The sequence below is a fragment of the Chryseobacterium gilvum genome, from assembly GCF_025628965.1.
Lineage (GTDB): Bacteria > Bacteroidota > Bacteroidia > Flavobacteriales > Weeksellaceae > Chryseobacterium > Chryseobacterium gilvum.
Window position 1 is genome coordinate 731735 of the sequence record NZ_JAOTEN010000001.1, and the last position, 23738, is coordinate 755472.

The window sequence follows — 23738 nt, forward strand, 5'->3', positions numbered from 1 at the left end:
TTATTTTGTAGAAAATCTTTTGATTCTTAACATCAATTCATTAGGACTGAAAGGCTTTACAATAAAATCTGCTGCTCCTAAATCAAAAGCATTAAGTACAACCTCTTCCTGCCCCATACTTGATAGTATAATTACAGGTATTTTTTTACCCATTGCCTGTATTGCAGATAATATTTCTATTCCTGATGCGAAAGGCATCATAATATCTGTAATCGCAAGATCTACATTTTCCGTTTTCAGGGTTTCAATAGCTTCTTTGCCATTACGGCTTAAAATTACTTCGTGCCCTTCTTTCAGTAATTTGTGCTCTATTGTTTTTAATATAAGTTCATCGTCTTCAGCAATTAGAATTACCATGGTCTTATTATTTATTTTATTAAATTTTTGATTAATTGTAATCCTACCGTTATTTCATGTATTATGTTGCGCTCCATAGATGTAAAATCCATGTTTTCCTCAATAGATTTTTCCCAATAGGAAGTTTGCTCCATAAGTTTTATCAAGCCGGCAGTTCCGGCAGTTCCTCTGAGTTTGTGAAGAATCTTCTTAAGCTCTTCGGTATTTTTTTCTTGTATTCCTGATTGTATATTTTCTTTAGCCTGATCGAGCTCTTGTATCACTAAGTTTAAAAATATTGTTTTAAAATCATCATCATCACCCATCTGTTCACCCAGGAGATCCATATCCAAATACATCTCAGGCTGTAGTGGTTTGGGTTCTGACAATTCCTGAACTTCAGCGCCCAGATGCTTTTTTAATATTTCCACAAGATCACTCTGTCTTAGGGGTTTGGGTAGAAAATCATCCATTCCGGAACTCAGACATTTTTCTTTTTCACCTAAAACGTTTCCTGCCGTAACACCAATGATGGGAACTGTGGTATATTCTGGCAACAGCCTGATTTGCTTTGTGGCTTCAATCCCGTCCATTACAGGCATCTGTACATCCATTAGTACGATGTCAAAAAGCTGATTACGGCAATGTTCTAAAGCCTGCAGTCCGTCAGTTGCTTCTGTAAGTTTAGCTCCAGGTATCAGCGATTGCATGATTCTGTTATTCAGAACCATATTAACAGGATTATCATCTACAAGCAACACATTGGGAGAAGTCATAAACATATAATCTTCTTTCTGCATCGGTTTAGCTGCCGTTAAATCTTTTTCTGAACTTTTAACCGCCCGTCGTAATGTTTTGTATAGTTCTTCAGATTTAATAGGTTTGAGCAGGAAATAGGAACTTTCTTCCTTTCTGAATGAGTTGATAACATCATGCTCTTCTGAAGAAGTGTGAAGGATCACGAGAGGTGAGGCCTCATTCTGTTCATTAAAAAGCTGCTTTATTTTTTCGATTGTTTCCAAACCAGATATAATCGGCATATGGTAATCGATCAAAATAATATCAAAACGCTCTCCGGCTAATAAGAGCTGAAGAGCCTCCATTCCATTGGCAGCGAGTTTGGAATCTATATTCTTATATGCAAGCATATGCTGCAGAATAATCCTGTTTGCTTCATTATCGTCGACAATGAGAACCTTGTTGATTTTCAGTGTTTCATCTTCGTTTTGATCAGATATTTCGTAAGGAATCTCAATATCAAAGTAAAAAACAGACCCTTTCTCAAGTTCGCTTTCCAGAGTAAGATTGCTTCCCATATATTTCAAAATGTTATTTGAAATGGTAAGTCCGAGCCCCGTTCCTCCATAACGCTTACTGATAGAACTGTTTTCCTGAGTAAAAGCGTTAAAGATATGCTGTTGCTTTTCTGGCGGAATACCGATTCCTGTGTCTCGCACAGAGAATCGTAATTTTATATTTTTATCATCTGAATCCAGTTTTTGCACTTTAAGTTCAATCTCGCCTTTTTCTGTAAATTTTACAGCATTTCCAAGAAGATTGATCAAAATTTGCTTCAACCGGGTTTCATCAACCCATATTGTATCGGGCAATCCCGGCTCAATATTTAAAAGCAGCTCGATGTTTTTTTTCTGAGACTGATAAAGAACCACATTGATGACCTGGCTCACTGTATCATAAACGTTGGCTTTTTCTATTAAAAGCTCCATTTTTCCTGATTCAATTTTAGAAAAATCAAGAATGTCATTAATAATATTCAAAAGGTTTTCACCAGACTCATTAATGTAATTGAGATACTGCGTCTGCATTTCATTTAACGGAGTTTGAAGCAAAAGATCAGAAAAGCCGATGACCCCGTTTAATGGAGTTCTGATCTCATGGCTCATATTGGCTAAAAATTCGGACTTGGTTTTGTTGGCAATATCTGCCATCTGCTTTGCATTTTTAAGCTCTTCGTTGGTTTTTTTTGACTCCGTAATGTTTTGCGCAGAAACAATAACGCCACCCATAACTTGATCTGAGAGGTACCAAGGGCTTACCACAATATTATAATGTTGCAATCCTTCCTTATGGGGAACCTCCAGAGTCATATCCTTATTTATGTACGTTTTACCGGCCAGTGCATCCCGATATATTTTTTTTCTATCTTCCGGTACATTTTGCGATACCGTAAACATGTTTTTTCCTATAAGATCTGTATCATGCATCTGGAACTCATTTTTCCAACTGCTGCTTACTGACAGATAATTGAGATCTCTATCAAACATGGCTACCGCAGTAGGAACATAAGTGACAAATGACTGAAGCATAGCCTCTTTTTTAGCAAGTTCGAGATAGATGTTTTTGAATTTATCAATATCATGGATAATCCCATATACTCTTGTGCAGATACCGTCTTCAAACTCAGGAATGGCCTTCACCCTCACCCATATTACAGCTCCATCATTACGTATGAGGCGTAACTCTTCATCATAACCGATACCATTTTCTACAGCTCTCTTAAATAATATTTCTACTTTTTTTCTGCTCTCTTCAGTATAAAATCCCGTTGCATTTTCAAAATCAGGCTGAAATGATTTGTCTAATTTATGGATGTCTTTAGCAGATTGTGACCAAAAAACGGTGTTGTTTTTAAGATTGACTTCCCAACCTCCCACTTGTGCAACCGCACTGGTCTGTTCCAGCATTTTTTTGGTGTACAGCAGGTCTTTCTCCAGCGTCATTCTTTCAGTAACATTCAAAGCGGTACTTACAATATAGGGCATGCCTTCTTTATCAGTTTCCACCAGATTATGGTACATCCAGACCATTTCTTCTCCTTCCTTGGATTTGAGAATCATGGTTCCAAGATCTTCCTGACTGTTGTTGATTTTTTCAAGATAGTGTGCAAGCAGTGGCCAATTTTTTTGGGGAACAAGATCTTTTAAATTCAATCCTTTTACTTCTTCTGCAGAATACTGAAGTGTTTTTCTCCCTTTTTCATTAACAGCAAGGATATTTCCTTCCATGTCATGCATACTCATTAATCCTATCGCATTTTCAAAAAAGCTTCTGAAGCGACGTTCCGAACTTTCAAGTTTTTGTTTTTCTTCTAACTGTCGTGTAATGTTAATTCCAAAACAAAAAATCTCAGACTTTTTTTGATTCTGTTTTAAATACCATTCTACCGTAATGGATGAATCTTCAAATTTTGTAGATGTTGAAAATTTAATTTCCTGCTGATTATCAGTCAGATTTTTTAATAGTGACTGTAGCTCAATATTCTCTTGCCCTACGATATCTAATAAATTTTTACCGACAGTTTCAGTTTTACTAATCCTAAAAACGTTTTCAAAAGCAGGATTGACATCCTTCAATAACAAGTTATTATCTAAGACACAAATTAGATTATTGGAGATATTAAAAGTCTGCTGAAAGTATTCGGCATCAATATTTTTTCTTTTTCCTATTAGCAGGTTTGTCACAGCATTCCCGAGTTTTTGAAGGGTACTGAGCTGTTTTTCACTTAATGTTTTAGGTCTAAAGTCAATAACACACAAAGTTCCTAATGCAAAACCTTCATTATCTATTAAGGGAATTCCTGCGTAAAAACGGATGCCACCTTCTATTATCAGAGGATTGTCTGATGATCTTTCGTCAGATAAGGTATCTTCAATCACTACCACCTCTCCGCTTGCAATACTGTATTGGCATAAAGTGCTTTTTCTGTCTACGGAATCAAAAGCGAGACCTATGCAGCTCTGGATGACTTGTGTATCACTTTCCATCATGCCTATAAGAGAGGCAGGGCAGTCTGTAATCAGGCATGCTGCTTCTGCGAAAATATCTAACTGGGGGTCTTTTTTTAAATTTAAAAGATCAAAAAACTTCAGTTTATTGATTCTTTCGTTCTCATTAGCGGGCATTGGATATTTATCCATACATCGAAGATTATTTTTTAGCAATTAAAAATGTTGTTAATTCCTGATATTTAAATACTTATTCATTATGAAGAATAAATTTCTAATATTTAACCGAAATTACAAATAATTTCGCATTTAATCGCCATAAATTATGCTTCTTCACGAAACACAAAAGTATATTTAGGTTGAAGCCGTTGAATTTTTTATAAAGCTACCTAGAATTGGCAGGAAAAATCTTCTTGCGTGTCAGCAATTCTAATAAAAATTGAGGGTATACGTTTATTGCAGCGAATTTCTTTTTCAATTTATTAGTATTGTCATTGTCACTATTTAATACTAATTGAATAAGATCACTTGAAGATTCGCATTATTATTATGCAAACCCTCTTCTTTTTAAATTTTCAACCCTCTTTTTTTTACAATCTCTGTAAATTGACAGGCTTGAGATGTTTTTTTAGTAATAATGTAAAACCAAAATTAGGTAGAAAGCAAGATAATTTTATCTTACTGTCCACTGAAGAAATTAGACATGGTTGACAAAGCATCAACATGGTGCATGATGTTCCCATTATCCAACGATTCCTGTGCGATGACAGAAGCTCTTTTCCGCATTGCTGTTTCATATGATACCAAGGCGTTGTATATTGAAGCATGCTTTACGTCTGTCAGAATTTCACTGAGTTCCAGTGCATCCAACATTGCCATATTGACTCCTTCTCCGGCAAAGGGCGGCATAAGATGTGCTGCATCACCGATTATGGTTGCATTTGGTAATGTTTCCCAAGTCTGATTTAAAGGCATGCAATTAATCGGTCTTGGGATAAAAGGTGTGGTGGTATTTTCAAACAATTGATTCCAGATGGGGCTCCATTCCGCATAGTGTTTTTTAAACCAATCTAATATTTGAGACGTATCTGAAAAATCCAGACCGCTTTTTGAAACCCAATGTTCTTCTGCTTTAAAACTTGCATAGAACCCGATGACTCCGTCTGCCTTTTGCCCCATCAAAATATTCTTTTCATTCCCAAAAGCCATTAATTTACCGCCACGAAGGATCTGGGTAATTTCCGGCACTCGTTTTTCAGCGTCATAGATATTGCCTTCGAGCATGGTAATACCGGAATAAAATGCTTCAATATCGGTAATGTAAGGTCTGATTTTTGAATTTGCTCCATCAGCACCGATTACGATATCTGCATATGCCTTCATACCATTTTTAAAATGAAGCAGCCAGCCATCATGATGTTTTTCCATTGATAAAAAGTGACTGTTCCAGACGAGATTTTCGGGCTGTATTGATGCTAATAAGATTTTACGTAATACACCCCTGTCTATTTCCGGCCGGAAATGCTCATGCCCAAAATCTTCCTCTTTATATATTTCGTGATCACTGAAAACGATTTCCGCTTTTTCGTTGGTAATTGTTGTTCTGTCAGCGCCTTCCATATAATGGTTTTTAAATTCGCCCAGCAATTCTGCTTTTCTTATTGCTGCCAATCCGGAATTTTCATGTAAATCAAGAGGCGAACCCTGTACTCGCGCACTTCGGTCGACATCTCTTTCATACACTTTTACATTCACACCTTTCAGCTGTAACAGTCTGGCCAATGTCAGTCCACCGGGGCCACCTCCGATAATTGCAATCTGTTTATTTTGTAACATCATAATTTTATATTTAGAGCACAAAATTACTTTTGATCATAGACTAAAAATTGTAAAAAACGGTCATTTTCATTTTTATGAAGCTCTTTGGGAGACACTCCTGAAAGTTGCTTGATTTCTTTGATAAAATGAGACTGGTCTGTAAAATTAAGCTGTGGATAGAGGTTTCCATCCTTTATCTGAGACAGGGAAGCCTGGAAGCGAAGAATCTTGCAGTATGCCTTTAAAGACAACCCGAATTGCTGGTTAAAATACCGGTTGATCTGACGTTGGCTCCATGCAATCTTTTCAGAAAGTTCAGCTATTGCAATTTCACCATGGGAAGCAAAGATCTTTTCAAATAACTGACGCTTGCGTTCATCTATAGTTTCGGGTAATAATGAAGTGATTTTTCTTTTTATTTTATCGCAAAACCTGTCAAAATGATCAATATCTTCCGTGGTGACTTCCCAAAAGTGATCAGGCATCAATTTGCCATTATTAATAATATCTGCAACCGAACAGCCCAGAATGTATTCTATAGCTAAAGGATTAAAACTGACCGAACAAAAATCAGTGACGTCCTGGTTCGGAAATTTAGGCTTGGTTTCAAGACCCAGTAAAACAACATTTACTGTAAGATCTTTCGTTTTTGAAAAGATCAAATCAATTTTTCCATTAGGAATAACAACTGCATGATGCTGATTGGAAAAGTTTTGCAGCGATGAAAAACAATAAACAAAGTGACTAATTGACGGATCAGGCTGAATAAGTTTAAAGTGAAATGTATTTTTCATGGTATAGAAAGTACAATTAAGACCGCAAATTAGTAATTGTATACAAATTATTGTAAAGATTGCATTGTCTTATGACAATATAAATGTTAAAAATTTTGTGTCGTTGTAAATGTACTATTTAATAAGATTATATAATTAATTTCTTTAGAAAATGGTAATTGCCTGGAGTGTTTACCTTTGATTTTTACATATTGACTTTATTAGTAACTATATATCCAATTAATATAATCAGACATTTGATCAATATGAATACGTAATTGGTTTGCATTTCTACGAGTATAATTTTTAATCAATTGCCTTCCGCAAAATCCATTCTCAAAATCATTTCGTATATGATACAAATGATTCAATAATTGTGTTTTAAAGTGAATCACAGAGTCTCCTTCGGGAGACTTTACCTGACTGTAATTTCAATATTATATTTTTTGGTGTATATCTCCGGCTACGTTGCCGGAGATATTTTTTATATGTGTTCTTTTCTTTAAATAATTAACTTTGCACCATTCTATACTAAGCAGACATATGACCAACACTTTCTAAGGTGTTTTACAACTGTATTTACAGTTGAATTTTCCTATGTATAATACATAATTTAACAGCGCGGTTTACGCAAAACTTAGTATGAAAAATAAGCAACTTATCAGTTCATCAATTGAACGTTTTTATAATAAATCATCTGAAGAAGACAGGCTTTCAAAAGGAATGGGAATTTTCGAATTTGAGAGGATAAAATACCTGATCCAGTTACATTTAAAAGATCCATCCATTATCATTGACATTGGAGGCGGAACGGGTAAATATTCAGAATGGTTGTCAAAATTAAAACATCAGGTATACTTGGTTGACCCCATTGATAAGCATCTTCGTATTGCTAAAGAAAGGTCTCAAAAATTAAAGAATACATTTAAAGTTATTAAAGGCGAAGCAAGAAATTTGGATTTTCCTAATGGTTTTGCAGATATTGTTATTTTGCATGGCCCTCTATATCACTTGCAAAAGGAAGAAGAAAGAATCAAGGCTATAGACGAAGCAAAAAGAGTAGTAAAGAAAGGCGGGATTATACTGGGTTTCGGAATCAATTTTACTGCTTCGACACTGGTAGGGTTATTGAATGGGCTTATTTATAGACCCACTTTTTTTGATATGTGTAAAAATGAATTATTATCAGGAATTCATAATCCTCCTGATGATTTCCCATGGCTGTTAGCGGAAGCATTTTATCATAAGCCTTCAGAATTAAAAAACGAATTTGTAAAGTGCAATTTGAAAGTTAAAAATATGTATGCTGTCGAAGGAATGATCTGGCTGGATCATAATTATTTTGGTAATATAATTAACGAAAAAACAAAGCAGATACTCAAAGAACTTTTATCAATTACAGAAAATGAAGAATGTTTGCTACCTTTTAGTCCTCACATGATGATCGTAGGCATCAAAGAAGATTGATTTAATAAAAAGAGGATTGTAATTTATTTGCAATCCTTTTTTTAACTGCTATGATTCAAAGTTTTAGATTGTTAAAAACTTTTCGCGAATTTTAAAAAAATATCTCCGGTACTAATACCGGAGACATAACCAAAAAGTTTCTCGAATGAGAACTATAATCCTTTAGAACACATCTAATCTGGATCTTTATCTATATACGAGATAAATCGGGATATGGTTTTTAATACTTTAAAAAAAATTAAATATTTTTAAAACAGCCCGTTTATTTATTTAAAAATCAGGTCATTGAAAATACTATCAACCTGCATTCCAACAAAACTTGATGATGATCATATCTGATTTCCAGCTTATTCATGCGTTCTATACCAATATAACTATTGTCATTTAAAAACATTGTTAAGGCAGGACTTCGTCATCGGATTTTTAATTTGGAAATGCTGTTTTCCTTTTAAACTTTCTAATTTAAAATTTCAATTATTATTTGCCGGAATAAAAAAACATCTTATATTTGCACCACCAAAAATGACGATCATATCGGAGTTTTGGGAGAGATGGCAGAGTGGTCGATTGCGATAGTCTTGAAAACTATTGACTGTAACAGGTCCGGGGGTTCGAATCCCTCTCTCTCCGCTGGTAGAAATACTAAAAATAAGCTAAAACGCTGTAAACATCAATGTTTACAGCGTTTTTTTGCGTTGGTATTAAAAATCAAAATAGGTCACGATATATATATATTACCTATTTTGTGATCTATCTGAAACTTAATGATCAGATTAGACATTGCACCTTTAGGATTCAGGAAATGATTTTAAAAATTTTTAGGCTACAAGAAAATACTTTTTGGATACAACAGCAAAGAAACGAAATCTGAACTTTGCTGTATTAAATTTTATCAAAATGAAAGTATTTGTTACAGGCGCTACAGGTTTTGTAGGAACTGCCGTAGTACAGGAATTATTAGCCAATGGGCACCAGGTTTTGGGATTGGCCCGTTCGGAAGAATCAGTAAACAAATTAATTGCGGCCGGAGCAAAAGCACACCGCGGCGATCTAAATGATTTTGAAAGTTTGAAATCGGGAGCTATCGCTTCAGATGCAGTGATTCACTTGGGATTTGTACACGATTTTACAAGATTTGAGGAGATGTGCATACTTGACGGAAAAGTTATTGAATCGATAGGCGAAGCTTTAGTGGGGACGGAAAAACCTTTTCTCATCACATCAGGAACTGCACTTTTTTCTAAAGACGGACTTACCATAGAAACAGACCGCTCAGTAAATCCACATCCCAGAATTGCCACCGAAAATGCAGCCGATGCCGTCGCCGCAAAAGGCGTAAAAGTGGCAGTTGTGAGATTATCACCATCAGTTCATGGAAAAGGTGACATCATTGGTTTTGTCCCCACACTAATAAGAATTGCAAAAGAAAAAGGAAAATCTGCAGTAATCAATGATGGTAATAATTTCTGGCCGGCAGTTCATAAATTAGATGCCGCAAAATTATACCGGTTGGCTTTAGAAAAACCATTTGAAAGCGGTACAAGATATCACGCCGCTGGAGAGCAGGGAATTCCGTTTAAAGATATTGCTGCATTCATTGCTGAAAGATTACAGGTTCCTTTGGTTTCTATTACAAATGATGAAGCAGCAGACCATTTTGGCTGGTTTGCCCATTTTGCTAAACTTAGCAATTTGACTTCAAGTGAAGAAACCAAAAAAACTTTAGGTTGGGAACCACAACATCCAACTTTAATGGAAGATTTAAAAAGCGATGTTTATTTCTCTGAAATACAATAATCTGTATTTTTGTATTCACTACATTTGATTAAATCCTAAAACAATGTCTGACTCGCTGATAAGAATAAAAACCATTTCTCAGTTTCACACCTTGCGTGGTTTGCCAAAGCCAAAACATCCGCTCATCAGTGTGATTAATTTTGATGATATGGCGCCCGCTTTGGAAAGCGGAAAGCAAAGTTTAATGTTTGATTTTTATATGATTTCTGTCAAACGGGATATGAATCATAAATACCGATATGGGCAACAGGATTATGATTTTGATGAAGGCGTTATGTTTTGTATGGCACCTCATCAGATTCTGAGTGTTATACGGGAAGAACAAGGGAAAGATCCTTCCGGATGGATGATGATGATTCATCCGGATTTTCTTTGGAACACACCATTGGCAAGCGCAATCAAGAAATACGAATTCTTTGATTATTCGGTCAACGAAGCTTTATTTCTATCTGAAGATGAAGAAACAAAAATCCAGCAAGTCACTGAAAACATCAAGCAGGAATATCAGACCAGTATTGACAAATTCAGCCAGAATATAATTATTTCTCAACTGGAAACTCTTTTGAATTATTCCGAAAGATTTTATCAGAGACAGTTTATTACGCGTCACAAAGCGCATCATCAATTTTTAGAACGGTTGGAAATTTTGCTTAATGATTATTTTGAAAAAGATGATTTTAAAGCAAAAGGTTTACCAAGTGTTCAATATCTTTCTGATGAATTAAATATGTCGCCGCTATATATGCGAAGTCTCCTGAAAACGCTGACCGGACAAACTACACAGCAATATATTCACGAAAAGCTGATTGAAAAAGCCAAAGAAAGGCTTTCCACAACAGAACTTTCTGTAAGTGAAATTGCGTATGAATTGGGGTTTGAACATTCTCAGTCTTTTAGTAAATTATTTAAAGCTAAAACGGATATATCACCCTTGGAATTCAGAAAGTCATTTAACTGAAATATTCAAAAGTATTGTAAAATCTTCCTAATTCAAAAAGTTCATTGATGTTCACTTTATTTTATACGTAAAAATACTGTAGCCCTCAATTGGCGATTTATACTCTAAAAAACATACTTCCTTCTTTGTTCCTTTGAAATATCAAAAACCAATAACCATTAAACAAATTTAGTATGCAAGAAACAAATGTAAATGCCAATTCAGCAGGTCAGGTTCAATTAGGAGGAGGCGCTCAGTTTTGGGTGTATATTTCCCCTCAGAATGATACTGTTAAAATGATCACCACATGGAGGGTGACTTTTTCGCAGGGAAATTTTATGGATTCTATTTCAAGTGAAAATCCAACCAAGCAAATTAAAACACCGAATCTATCGGGTATTTTTGATATTAAAGTAGAAATGCTAAGCGGATCTACCGGTACGTGGCGGGAAATTCCTCCACAGCAGGGAAGCAAAAACCAGATCGGTTGCAACTCCAACTGCGCTTCGATGGTGGGAATTGTTGCTGACAGCACAAGTCCTGCTCCGGGAGCGATCAATGCTCACTTCTGGACTACTTGGGATGCCATGTGTAAAGCTTAAAAAAACGCACAGCCTCTTTAATCTGATTAAAGAGGTTTTTTTTATGCTTACACAATTGTAAGTTGTAATTTGGTTCAGGGCAATAATCTAAATTTTATATCATGAAAAAACTCTTGTTCTCATGCTTACTTTAATCTCAGGCAGATTAAAAATGCAAACAAATCTGACCGCAGAGTATAAAATTTCCGAATATTTTAAAATAAATATTTTTAATAAGAATAATCGGTATATTTGGCTGTATGACGGAGAGTCTTACAGGATGAATTTTCCAAGATCAATTACGGGTCTTGAAAACATAACCGAAAAATCTGAATATATTGCAGGCTTATTCGACATTCATGAGCCTACCTCAATTAACAACATTATTCCGGCCTTTTATAAAGATGAAAAAGATTTTAGAAAAATGCATCAGCTCATTATGAAAGGAAAAATGGGGATATTCACAGGATATATCATAGGAAATAAGAGAATGCAGATCTCATGCTCGCAATACGGGTTTTTTCTTACCATAACCCATCGATACTGATCCCTTAAATCTCATAATTATAAAAAAAATTGCAAATCCTTTCATACATGCGGGCTTATAAAAGACGCAGCTATATTGCGGCTATTGTATAAAAATATATATTTGAGATTTTAAAATTGCCGGACTGAGTTTGAATGTCGTTTATAATTTATATTTTAGTATTGTTCTCTGCAGAATCCTGGAAAAGATCAATAGTAATCACGCTGTTCTTAAGCATTTCAGAAGGGAAAATGGTCGTTGATCCGTCTGCGTTTTTACTTATAAAACTTTTTTTCTTCCCCTTAATACACTCATTAATCCTCTGATGAACATCTTCAAATTTATCTGAAGGAATTTCTAAAGTATGCGCACCGGAAGCATGATAAATAACAATTTTTCGATTTCTCATATGATATGATTTAGCTGTCAGATCATACTACTATAATGCCAAATTTTTTAATTTTTTATTTAAAATGTGATTTGCTAAAACTTTGGCAGAAAAATTGTTAACAATACGTGTGTGCATTAATATATTGCAATTTATCTATACCAACTTAAATAATTATTATGAAAAATTCAATTTTAACCATTTTTGCCGTAGCTGCATTAATGGCATGTAAAAAACACGAGACCACGGCTGTTGATCAATCTGCAGACAGCCAGCAAGTAGCGACACCGTCTGAACCGGCAATGGATTCTCCAAGAATGGTAGGCGATTCAGCGACCACACCAAATGCTTCTGCAAGAACAGCTTCTCTCAGCGATCAGGATAAAAAGTTTGCAGATGCTGCTGCCAAAGGCGGAATGATGGAGGTAATGATGGGTAAACTTGCGGCAACCAATGCTTCCAGTGCGACAGTAAAATCATTGGGAACAATGATGGTAAATGATCACAGCAAAGCCAATGATGAACTGAAAAAATGGGCGACTGCTGTAAATTATACGTTGCCAACCGCTTTAGATGCTGAAAAGCAAAAAAAATATGATGATCTGAAAGCAAAAAAAGGAGCAGAATTTGACCGTATGTATACCGATCTTATGGTAAGTGATCATCAGAAAGATGTTGCAGAATTCAAAAAAGAAGCTTCTTCCGGCACAGAATCTTCTTTGAAATCTTTCGCAGGTAAAACAGTTCCTACTCTTGAGCATCACCTTATGGAATCTGAAAAAGCGAAAGCAGCTGTGAAATAATTCTCTACAGAAATATAATAACACACGGATATTCCGAATTTGAGCATGTGCTCAAATTCGGAATTTTTTTTAGTATTAGCAATCAACCAAGCTTGTAGCACTACACGATTTTTTCTTTGAATAAGTGCGCGTATTACAACTTATTTTAATTTTTTCATTATTTTTTTTAAAATAATTCAATATATAAACTTTTTAATTTTTTAAATTATTTTTAATATAAAGGAATTATTTTTACTATTTTTTAATAAATTATTTTTTATTAACTAATTAATTGTAAAAATATTTAATTATTGGTATAGTTTTAGCATTGATTGATATAGTTGAAATAACTATTTTTCAACTTAAACTAATATAATGACAAAAATTTTACAATTCACAGCGTTATTTGCCTTGATCTTCTTTAATTCAGCAATAATGGCTCAGGCTCCTGTATTGGGTGCTGCAGCTAACTTTGCTCTATTTTCATCTAATGGAGCGGTAAGTAACACAGGATTATCACACCTTACCGGTGATGTAGGTACCAATAACGGTTCGAGCACCAATTTCGGAAATGTTGATGGTGTTATGCATGACGCAGATGGTTCCGCCGCTGCTGCCGCAGCTTCCTTAACGATTGCATACAATCAGCTTAATGCAGCAATTCCTAATTATTTTCCGGCACCGCTGTTAGGGAACGGACAAACTTTACCGGCTGGAACCTATTCCATCGGTCAAAGCGCAACTTTAAACAATAATCTGATCCTCGACGGTGGTGGAAATGCAAACTCGGTTTTTATCTTTAAAATACAGGGTGCTTTATCTTCCGCAGCAGGGTCGCAGGTTATACTTACCAACGGCGCTTTAGCATGTAATGTGTTTTGGAAAGTAGAAGGTCTTGTAAATCTGGCAACAAATACGGCAATGAAAGGAACTATAGTTGCCAATAATGCTGCGATTGTTTTTAACAGCGGGGCATCACTTGAAGGCCGTGCTTTATCAACGACAGGAGCGGTAACTGTTTCTGGTGTAACGGTAACTAAACCAATCGGATGTGGCTCAGTAGTTTTAACCGGACCGGCTAAACCAGTATTAAATTCTGTTGCATGTTATACAATATTTACAGGAAACGGTACGGTTACCAACTCAGGTGTTTCTTTAGTAACCGGTGATATTGGTTCTAATGTAGGACTTACTACTGGTTTTAATGCAAATAATGTAACAGGTACTATCCATTCAAGTCCGGATAGCTCTACTGCGTTGTGTGCTTTGGATTTAAATAATGTGTACACATATCTTAATACTTTACCTACCGATATCGAATTGCTTTATCCTGCTGCATTCGGTCAGAATCTGGTTCTTACTCCACACACGTACCAGCTGAATGCCGCGACAGTTCTTAACGGGGCAGTAATTTTAAATGCACAGAATAATCCAAATGCTGTATTTGTGATTAAAATCAACGGAGCTTTATCTACCAGTACCTATGCTTCTGTAGTTTTACAAAATGGTGCACAGGCAAAAAATGTATTCTGGAAAATAGACGGAGCTGTTAATCTAAATGATTATTCAAGCTTTAAAGGTACTGTAGTCGGAAATAACGGCGCAGTTAATCTTAATACCGGTGTTGTTATTGAAGGCCGAGTTCTTAGCACAAGTGGTGCTGTAGCAACTTCAAGCATTAATGCACAAATGACTGAAGGATGTTCTGCAACGTTAGCGGTAAATTCGGTAAATGCAGTTAAAAATACAGTTCAGTTTTATCCTAATCCGTTTTCATCTGTTTTACATGTAGCTTTAGATGAGAAGACTGTAGGATCGGAATTAGTTATTTTTAACGCCTCAGGAACACAAGTTTTGAAAACGAACCTGTCGGATAAAATAAATACAATGCAGATGAATCTTCCTGCCGGTATTTACTTTTATCAGCTGAAAAGTAAAAACGGCCAAAAACAAGGAGGTAAACTGATTTCGAAACCATAAGAATTTCAACTTCCCTATAATTTTAAATCCTGCTCCATAGCAGGATTTTTTGTTGTATTATCTATAGATAATATGTTAAATTTTAAAATAGTATACAAAAAAGGCATAATAAGTAATAAAAATTCAGATATTTGCAAAAACCCAAATGAAAAAAAATTATGATCAGATGTTTCCTGATTCGTTTGTTTGATTTCCTCAAAACAACAATCATCTTAAGCTATTCCTTGCGGAATATATGCTTGGTTTTCTTACTGTATTCATCATTTACTTTTGCACACCAAACTGATTCTTTAGACAGTTATTCAGGAAAAGAGCTTCTCGAAAAAGCACAAATCGCAGGTTCTTATAATTATGATAATATATTGGTATATGGCGAAGCTCTTATCAAACGGCCTTCAGATTCTTTAAAAGCCGAGGGTCATTATATGTTAGGAAATTATTATTCTAAATATGATTTTGATAAAGGCGTCTCTTTCTATATCAATGCAGTGAAATTTGCACAAAAAAAGTAAGTATACCTCAATACAGATCATGAGTCTTAATTATATTTCCTGTCTGTATGCACTCAAAAACCAGAGCAATACAGCTTTTTGTTATTATAAGGAAATGAACAGGATTTCATCTCAGAATACCAAACTGAATTATGACTATTTTATAAATACAAAACAACATAATCTTATCTATATTATTGTTGGAGATTTTAAAAAAGTAATCAGAGACAATTTGAAGATATCTGAACAGATCGATTACTATATTTTACATAATAAAAATCTTAGCAAAGAAAAAATTAAAAATCTTAATGAAGTTAAAATAAGTCATTATGTAGATGTTATCAATTGCTACAGTTATCAGAAAAAACTTGATTCATCCTTATATTATATCAATCTTCTTAAAAAGTACGAAGAGCAAGGCTTCAGATTGCCGTCGGGAATCTGGTCACAACAAGTAGGATATCTTATACTGAAAAACAAATATGATGACGCGATTGCAAAAATAGATGAATTTCACAAAAAATATATCAGTGGTTCTAAAACTGACGAATTTAAAGCTTTGTTTTATTTAGCAGTATGCTACGAAAGGAAGAAAGATTATAAGACATCATTAAAATACTGTGAAAAAGCATTACAGAATAAAACGCTGGTTTACAGCTTTGCAAATTTTGAACTTGAGTTGTACAAAATTGCAGCATACGATGCAGAAATTCTCGGAGAAAGAGAAAAGTATAATAAATATGCTCATCATTATATGGAGATGGCGCAAAAATATAATTATCAGTCAAAAGCTGAGTTTATCGCAAAGCTTTGCGATGTAGATATGGTAAAGCCCTTAAACTTCGAATTGAAAACTGAAAAAAAGCGCAACAATTATTTATTGTATACTATATGCTTTTTACTTTTCATTTCTATAGGATTGATATACTTTAATTTTAAAAAAATAAGAAAAGAAAGAAAACTCTTCGAAAATATAATATCAGAAATCAGATCAGAAGAGGAAAATATAACTTCACCGCATTCTGATGTAGAAATTAAAGATTCCATTCAAGAAAATTCTGCAGATTTGCCTAAACTTAAAATAAGTGATGAGGCTGAAAAAAGAATTTTACAAGGACTGGATGATTTTGAAAAAAATGAGCTGTTTTTATCGCCATCCATTTCGTTAAATTCTCTTGCCAGCAATTTAAATACAAATGCTTCATATGTGTCTAATGTAATCAGAACCAAAAAAGGGACTACTTTCAATGCCTACGTTAATGAGTTGAGAATTAATTATATTATTCTTAAGCTTTCTACTAACCCAGAATATCTGAATTATAAGATTGCATATCTGGCAAAAGAATGCGGGTTTTCATCGTATGAAGTTTTTACCAGAATATTTACAAAACAGATTGGTATTGTGCCTTCAAAATTTATAAACTTATTGAAAGAATCTCAAAAAAAATAATTTTTATCAAATTACATTTGGTAGTATTTACAATCAATATGTTAATGCATTCAGTAAAATTTCATGCTAAAAAAATAAAATCGTTCTATGATAATTTTTATTTTGACTTAAATTTATGATAATTTAAGTATTCGTAGGAACAATTTGTAATTGAAGCTACGCCTTACTAATTATTGTAAAAACCCACTGATATAGGTTTATTATGAATGGTTATTAAAACTAATTTTCTTTTTTTATGTGATAATTTTGGTATTTATCATGTACGATTATTCTTATTAAATTGTTTGTACAGGTAATAGTAATATTTTTGTTAGAGATTCTAAAGACACAAAAAGAAAACAAGAATGATGAGAAAGAATTTTGCTGAACCCATTTTTCTGGATATAAGTAATCCTGATCTAATAGTTCCCAAAACTATACAGCTTAATTTTTAAAGTATGCAATGATACAGGATACAGGCTTAGTTTTAAGCCTGTATCATTATGTATCTTATGTCTAAAGGTTGTTTTACAGTGTTATTTAAGAAAATGAAATGTGTTAATCACATATCATAAATTATATTTTAGTGATTGGCTGTAGCTGATATAATAACTAAGAGTTTAATAAAAACACATATACAAATACAATGAAAAAAAAATTAACTAAAATATTAATGCCGCTGGCTTTTTATTTTACGGCCTCTATACATGCTCAGGTGAAGATAGGGGATAATCCTCTTACCATAGCAACAATACAGCCTAGTACACTTCTTGAGATAGAGAGTTCAGACAAAGCATTACTTGTAACCAGAATAGCCAATACAGCCTCCATTACCACACCTGTTAGCGGAATGATTATTTATGATAATTCAGGCAGCTGCTTTAGGGCGTACCAAGGCGCATCATGGAGTGGGTGTAACTTCGCTGCAGATGCAAGCTCAGGAGGCTCTGCGGCAGTTTCTTCCTGGAATTGCTCCGGAACAGATACCGGCACAATGCAGGTGGGTGTTCCTGTATCGGGTGTTACTCATACCGTAACGGCAAATGTGACTTCTGTAGGCAGCTATTCTGTACAGGCAATTATTAATGGTGTTTCTTTCTCCGCCACAGGAACGTTTCCGGGTACAGGCAGTCAGACCATTACATTAACAGCTTCCGGTACACCTACGATAAGCGGTATAAATACCTATGGTCTCAGCACAACTCCAAGCTGTTCTTTTGCCCGCACAGTAAATCCGTAGTTCTTATAACAGTATCAAATAAAAACAGATAGAATGAAAAAAATATATACGCTTGCGATGATGATATGCATGGGATTTGCGTCGCATGCCCAGGTGAAAATGGGGGATAATCCTACAACTGTAGGTACAAGCTCGCTACTGGAGCTTGAAAGCACGAATAAAAGTTTATTGATTACCAGAGTTCCTACTACAGCTTCCATAGTCACGCCTATAAATGGTATGATGATCTACGACATATCTTCTCAATGCTTTAAGGTGTATTCAGGAAATGCATGGTCAGGATGTTTACTGGGCAATGGTGGCAATGGCGGAAATAACCTCGCTTTTGCTAATAATGACAAGGTTGCATTGTTTTCATCACAGTACGATTTCGCACATATGCATGTGGTTTGCCCGACAGGGACGGTGCAATCTCAGGGAAGAGGTTTGAATGGTGAACTTGGAAACGGTAGCACCACAGATACGGCAAGTGGGGCTACAGTACCGGCAACAATGGTTGGGTTCTCAGCCTCATCACCGGCTGTAGGTGTAGCGACGACCTCCAAATCAACAGCCATTTTAAAATCTGACGGTACGGTATGGGTCACCGGGTCTAATAATACACGAGGGCTTTTAGGACAAAACACCAGTAATACCCCGAGTCAAAGTAATGTTCCATTGCAGGTTAAAGGACCAGGTGGAGTGGGTTTTCTAACGGATATAGTAACCATAAAAGCAGGAATTGACAATTTTTTTGCTATAAAAAATGATGGATCGGTATGGAGTTGGGGATATAATTCTCTGGTTGCCGGTACATTAGGAGATGGCACTACCGTGGATCGATATGCTCCTACCCAGGTAAAAGGAATTGACGGAATAAGCAATCTTACCAATATTAGGAATGTTGTTTCAAGTGGGGGATTTGGTACGGGTAATCTTGTCGGCATAGTTGGTGATGAAAGGTTTCATACCTGTGCAGTAACGTATAACGGATATGCACTATGTTGGGGAAATAACCGTTGGGGAAATTTAGGAAATAGCCTGATAGATGACGATGTAAATGCAATACCCTCATTTGTGGTAAGCCCTAACGGCAGTGGAAGGCTTTCTAACGTTGAAAAAGTAGCCGTAAGTTTTGATAATTCCAGAGCTACTTCAGCTGCACTGAAAAAAGATGGTACGGTATGGGCATGGGGAGATAATTCTGATGGTGAATTGGGACAAAACAGCCTTACGATAACACAGGTTACAAGCCCTATACAGTTAAAAGGTCCTGCCGGTGTTGGTTTTTTAACAAATATAATAGAATTAGTGGGGGTAACGCAAGGGTTTATCGCACTTAAAAGTGATGGTACTGTTTGGGCATGGGGAGGAAATTATAATAATTCTCTTGCCTTAGGCTCAAATTTTACTGATTATCTTGCCCCTACTCAAGTACGTGGTGTTGGTGGAGTAGGGTTTCTAACAAATATAAAACATATTTATGGAGGGATTGATGCAAATGCAGGCGCAGTAGATAATAATGGGGTCATATATGGTTGGGGAGATGCAAGTACTAATACTTTTGCCCCGAATACGGCTACTAATTATCAGTATCCTACACAATTGACCAACTTCTGTAACCAAAATTAATTAATAACAACAAATAAAATGAAAAAAAACAAGATATATATAATGCTGTTTATGACCTTCCTTTCTGGGGGCATTTCAACGGCACAGGTAAAGATTGGAGATAATGCAAATGTAACCCAGCCTAGTGCAATGCTGGAGCTGGAGAGCACCAATAAAGCATTAGTGATTCCCCGGGTTGCTAGTACCGCTGCAATTGCAACCCCTGTTAACGGGATGCTTATCTTTGATCTTTCTGTAAATTGTATAAAAGGATACCAGAATAGTGCATGGTCAGGATGTCTTAACTCTTCTGCTCTTTCCCTAAATATAGATGATACATTTTCCGGAGACTGCGCAAATGCAGTAAGAATTCAAAGTCCTGCCGGTTACCTTCAAAACGGTCAAACCTACACAGGAAGTTATACTGTACCCTATTACAGTGGAGACGGGACAGCATATGGGGCAACTTCACAAACCTTAAGCGGTCTTACGCTTACTCGTGCTGCTGGAAGCTATACAGGCACAGGAACTGTCATTTATACCCTTTCAGGAACCTATACAGGTACTACAAATATGCCTGTGGTATTTTCAGTTCCGGAATGTGGCGCTTTAGTATATGGGGATGATGTTGCGGATAATTTTACTATTGGAAATGATCAGAATGCTTTTTCTACCAGTCATGCAATATGCAGCACAGGAGAAGTGTCTACACAAGGAAGAAATAATGAAGGCCAGTTAGGAGCTGCTGATTTTTCAGGCAATATGCTTCAGTTTGTTGATAATAACGGGACTCCTCAATACAGTACTTTTAAAACCAGTGTATTTACTCCCACGTATGATGCGATCGCTGTAGACCAGGGAGGGCGTACCAGTTTATATCTAGGGCAGGATGGTCAGGTTTGGGCATCCGGTACCAATAATAATTTCGGGATGCTGGGACAGAACGCAGCCAATACACCTGCAACTTCTTATCCGCCTATTAAGGTCTTAGGTGCAGGTGGCACAGGATTTTTAACAGGAATGTTTAAGATAGAATCCGGAGCCAACAGTAATTTTGCTATTCGTGGAAGTGATGGTGCGGTATTCGGATGGGGGTATAACAACGCAGGTCAGCTTGGTGACGGTACGGTAACTACCCGTTTTGCTCCAGTACAGACCGTTGGGGTGGGTGGTACCGGTTTTTTAACCGGTATAATAGATGTATCTACAGTGGCGGAAAACCGCAATGTTAATGCAACCCACACCTGTGGAGTGAAAAATGACGGTACTGCGTATTGCTGGGGAAGTAATGTATATGCGGCTTTAGGGAACGGAACCACTACCAATAGCAATACACCAATACAGGTAGTTGGAGTTGGTGGGGTTGGTTTTTTAACCAATGTAAAAGATATCACTTCCCACACATTTGTTACCGTTGCGGTGAAAAATGATGGCACCGTTTGGGCATGGGGTAATGATAATTCAGGAGGCTTAGGGCAAAATACAGCAGCCAATGTGAATCAGACAACTCCTGTACAGGTGAAAGGAGTAGGAGGTGTAGGATTTCTTACAAATATTGTCCAGATAGACAATTATCAGATTGGTTTTGTAGCCTTGAGAAGTGACGGAACAGTATATACATGGGGAAATGGGGATAATGGACAAAATGGCGATGGTTCTACCTCTCAAAGAAATGCACCTGTGCAGGTAAAAGGCGTTGGCGGAACCGGGGTATTAAGCAATATTGTAGCCATCAAAGCGGGTGCGTATGGCGTATTGGCTTTAGCATCTGATGGCAAGTTATATGGTTGGGGACTGAACCAAACCAATAGTTTAGCACCTGCAACCAATGGAGCAATCATCAATACTCCAATTTTATTGAGTAATTATTGCTTGGTAAGGTAAGCAGGTAGTAGAAGTATATATAAAGTAATACTACTAAATGATGTTCGCTTCGCATCTATAAAAATTTGAATCAATTGATTATTTAAACATCTATATATGATAATACAAAGTTTCTTATGATAAATACTGTAAATATCATTTGTTTGCGCTGAAATAATTGTAACGGCTTTTAATAAACAATACTTTTACTAAGTTATTTTAATCATAACATGATAAACTCAAATTGTATGAAAAATATTTTATTAACGATAGCCCTCATCTCTGGAAGTTTAATCCAGGCGCAGGTGGGAATTGGGACAACCAGTCCCAAAAACACATCTTTATTAGATCTTACCGCGACCAATAAGGGTCTGCTGATTCCCAGGGTGAATCTCAGCACCTTAACAGGAGGGAGTATATCCGTTTTCGGGCTTCCGGGAACAGATGGTGCACAGGATGGCATGGTTGTTTATAACACTTCTGCCACGGCTCCTTTTTCTACAGGAGAATATATCTGGTATAATGCCCAGTGGAATAAAACCGGCACAGGAGCAGGTACAGTAACCAGTGTTACAGGCACTGCCCCGATTTCTGTCACTACAGGAACAACAACCCCGGTCATTTCGGTTGCGGATGCAACTACGGCTGCAAATGGTATTGTAAGGCTTGCCGGTGATCTTACAGGTACAGCCGCTTCTCCGCAGATTGCAGCCAATGCAGTGACTACCGCAGAAATATTAGACGCTACCATTGCCACTGCAGATATTGCCGACAATGCGGTGACCTATGCAAAAATCAATACTCCGGTTACGACCGCTACTGCTGCATATACGCTTTTGGCTTCTGATGAAGGTGGATTTGTATATGTGAATTCTGGTTCGGCTGTTACGGTTACCATCCCGAGTACTTTACCCGCAGGTTTCCATTGTGTGGTTATTCAGTTAGGAGCTGGGCAGGTAACTTTAGCAGGTAGTGGAGTAACTCTTCAGACCGCAAGAGGGTTGAAAACCCGTACATTATATTCGGCGGTAGGAGTAATTAAAAAAGATACGACTACGGCAACTATTACCGGGGACGGAATTTAATAAATAATGTATGAAAAATTTTACCTGTTTCTTGTTTTTAATGTTTGGAATTGGGAATGCAACCCTAAACGCCCAGCAGAATGTTGTTCTTGAAGCGCTGGAGGGTTGTGTAGTGGATATTCCTGCTAATGCTACTTGTCTCTGCAGTACTATTTCATTTACAAAGTGCTCATCCGTTTTAGGAGCTACGCTTAATGATGATCCTTCTACGTCTTCAGGTATTGAATATGACTGGAGTAATGCGACAAGTTCCACGCTTGGTGTTGGTTTTGGGGCAACTACGAATACCCGTGCTTTGGTAGAAATAGGCGGCCAGTGTTGGGCAAGATACAATATGGATGTCGTAAACAGCAATCTGGGAGCTTATGTTGCAAATACGGACACTGGTTGGAGCGGATATTACAATAATGCTGCAAGTGAACCTGCGGCCAATGAAGGCAGGCTGTACCAGTGGAGTGCTGCTATGAATGGTTCTACAACAGAGCGCGCACAGGGGGTTTGCCCTTCAGGGTGGCATGTCCCGAGTGATTGTGAATTAATGTATCTTGAAAATACATTGGGAATGAGTGTTGCAGAGCAACAGATAGCAGCACCTAGAACTACAGGGACTGTTGGGTTAAAACTTGCAGAAGTGGGGTACACCATGGGAGGCTCTCCAAGTACAAACAGCTCAGGATTCAGTTATATTTTATCCGGGCAGAGAGCGAATAATGGCACTTATAATGGTAGAGGGAGTTCTTCCTCTATTAAAACATCTACAAATATAACAGGTGCAATTGTTACAAGATTTCTTCAAACTGGATCTACCGGGGTTGAAAGAGGTGTTGGTGGTGCTTTCAATAGTGGTGGTCAACAAGTACGTTGTATAAAAGATTAATTATTACATTAAAGATGAATAAAGTAATCTAA

The 23738-nt window shown here is 36.4% G+C and carries 19 protein-coding genes and 1 tRNA gene; 15 read left to right on the forward strand and 5 right to left on the reverse strand.

All coding sequences use genetic code 11. From position 1 onward, the window contains the following. The 4 genes from N0B16_RS03335 to N0B16_RS03350 form a co-directional block, all read right to left on the reverse strand. Positions 1-357, reverse strand: coding sequence for a response regulator transcription factor (locus N0B16_RS03335; RefSeq protein ID WP_262989306.1), 357 nt, complete (start codon positions 355-357; stop codon positions 1-3). Between the two features lie 11 nt (positions 358-368). Further along, on the reverse strand, positions 369-4274 hold the full coding sequence (locus N0B16_RS03340) for a response regulator (RefSeq protein ID WP_262989307.1): 3906 nt from the start codon (positions 4272-4274) through the stop codon (positions 369-371). 486 nt (positions 4275-4760) lie between these two features. Continuing rightward, positions 4761-5921 carry an FAD-dependent oxidoreductase gene (locus N0B16_RS03345; RefSeq protein ID WP_262989308.1) on the reverse strand — a complete coding sequence of 387 codons (1161 nt, stop codon included), beginning with the start codon at positions 5919-5921 and terminating at the stop codon, positions 4761-4763. A 23-nt stretch (positions 5922-5944) separates the two neighbouring features. After that, positions 5945-6694, reverse strand: a complete 750-nt coding sequence (locus N0B16_RS03350) for a helix-turn-helix domain-containing protein (protein WP_262989309.1) — start codon at positions 6692-6694, stop codon at positions 5945-5947. Between the two features lie 621 nt (positions 6695-7315). Here N0B16_RS03350 and N0B16_RS03355 point away from each other — a divergent pair. From N0B16_RS03355 to N0B16_RS03380, 6 genes are all read left to right on the forward strand, one after another. Continuing rightward, entirely contained in the window at positions 7316-8140 is an 825-nt protein-coding gene (locus N0B16_RS03355; RefSeq protein ID WP_262989310.1) for a class I SAM-dependent methyltransferase, read from the forward strand. Between the two features lie 545 nt (positions 8141-8685). After that, positions 8686-8770 (forward strand) — tRNA-Ser (locus tag N0B16_RS03360). 267 nt (positions 8771-9037) lie between these two features. Continuing rightward, positions 9038-9937: an SDR family oxidoreductase gene (locus N0B16_RS03365; RefSeq protein WP_262989311.1), complete on the forward strand. Its 900-nt coding sequence runs from the start codon at positions 9038-9040 to the stop codon at positions 9935-9937. Positions 9938-9980: 43 nt separating this feature from the next. Continuing rightward, a complete protein-coding gene (locus N0B16_RS03370) occupies positions 9981-10895 on the forward strand; it encodes a helix-turn-helix domain-containing protein (RefSeq protein WP_262989312.1) in 915 nt (304 codons plus the stop codon). 173 nt (positions 10896-11068) lie between these two features. Next, positions 11069-11476: a hypothetical protein gene (locus N0B16_RS03375; RefSeq protein ID WP_262989313.1), complete on the forward strand. Its 408-nt coding sequence runs from the start codon at positions 11069-11071 to the stop codon at positions 11474-11476. Positions 11477-11627: 151 nt separating this feature from the next. Then, the gene (locus N0B16_RS03380; protein ID WP_262989314.1) at positions 11628-12002 is read left to right on the forward strand and encodes a hypothetical protein; all 375 of its coding nucleotides are present in this window, start codon (positions 11628-11630) and stop codon (positions 12000-12002) included. A 148-nt stretch (positions 12003-12150) separates the two neighbouring features. On the opposite strand, the gene N0B16_RS03385 is transcribed toward N0B16_RS03380, so the two are convergent. After that, positions 12151-12390: a hypothetical protein gene (locus tag N0B16_RS03385; RefSeq protein WP_262989315.1), complete on the reverse strand. Its 240-nt coding sequence runs from the start codon at positions 12388-12390 to the stop codon at positions 12151-12153. Positions 12391-12548: 158 nt separating this feature from the next. On the opposite strand from N0B16_RS03385, the gene N0B16_RS03390 reads away from it, so the two are divergent. The 9 genes from N0B16_RS03390 (at position 12549) to N0B16_RS03430 (ending at position 23706) form a co-directional block, all read left to right on the forward strand. Then, positions 12549-13172 (forward strand): DUF4142 domain-containing protein, encoded by a 624-nt coding sequence (locus tag N0B16_RS03390; protein ID WP_262989316.1) that lies wholly within the window; start codon positions 12549-12551, stop codon positions 13170-13172. A gap of 354 nt (positions 13173-13526) precedes the next feature. Beyond that, positions 13527-15131 carry an ice-binding family protein gene (locus N0B16_RS03395; protein WP_262989317.1) on the forward strand — a complete coding sequence of 535 codons (1605 nt, stop codon included), beginning with the start codon at positions 13527-13529 and terminating at the stop codon, positions 15129-15131. A gap of 158 nt (positions 15132-15289) precedes the next feature. Continuing rightward, positions 15290-15643, forward strand: a complete 354-nt coding sequence (locus N0B16_RS03400) for a hypothetical protein (protein WP_262989318.1) — start codon at positions 15290-15292, stop codon at positions 15641-15643. A gap of 19 nt (positions 15644-15662) precedes the next feature. Next, positions 15663-17072 carry a helix-turn-helix domain-containing protein gene (locus N0B16_RS03405; protein WP_262989319.1) on the forward strand — a complete coding sequence of 470 codons (1410 nt, stop codon included), beginning with the start codon at positions 15663-15665 and terminating at the stop codon, positions 17070-17072. Positions 17073-17697: 625 nt separating this feature from the next. Beyond that, entirely contained in the window at positions 17698-18291 is a 594-nt protein-coding gene (locus N0B16_RS03410) for a phage tail-like protein (RefSeq protein WP_262989320.1), read from the forward strand. A gap of 33 nt (positions 18292-18324) precedes the next feature. After that, positions 18325-19902, forward strand: coding sequence for an RCC1 domain-containing protein (locus N0B16_RS03415; RefSeq protein WP_262989321.1), 1578 nt, complete (start codon positions 18325-18327; stop codon positions 19900-19902). Between the two features lie 51 nt (positions 19903-19953). Continuing rightward, on the forward strand, positions 19954-21765 hold the full coding sequence (locus N0B16_RS03420) for an RCC1 domain-containing protein (protein WP_262989322.1): 1812 nt from the start codon (positions 19954-19956) through the stop codon (positions 21763-21765). Positions 21766-21992: 227 nt separating this feature from the next. After that, positions 21993-22829 carry a phage tail-like protein gene (locus tag N0B16_RS03425; RefSeq protein WP_262989323.1) on the forward strand — a complete coding sequence of 279 codons (837 nt, stop codon included), beginning with the start codon at positions 21993-21995 and terminating at the stop codon, positions 22827-22829. Between the two features lie 10 nt (positions 22830-22839). After that, positions 22840-23706 (forward strand): FISUMP domain-containing protein, encoded by an 867-nt coding sequence (locus N0B16_RS03430; RefSeq protein WP_262989324.1) that lies wholly within the window; start codon positions 22840-22842, stop codon positions 23704-23706. The last annotated feature ends 32 nt before the right edge of the window (positions 23707-23738 follow it).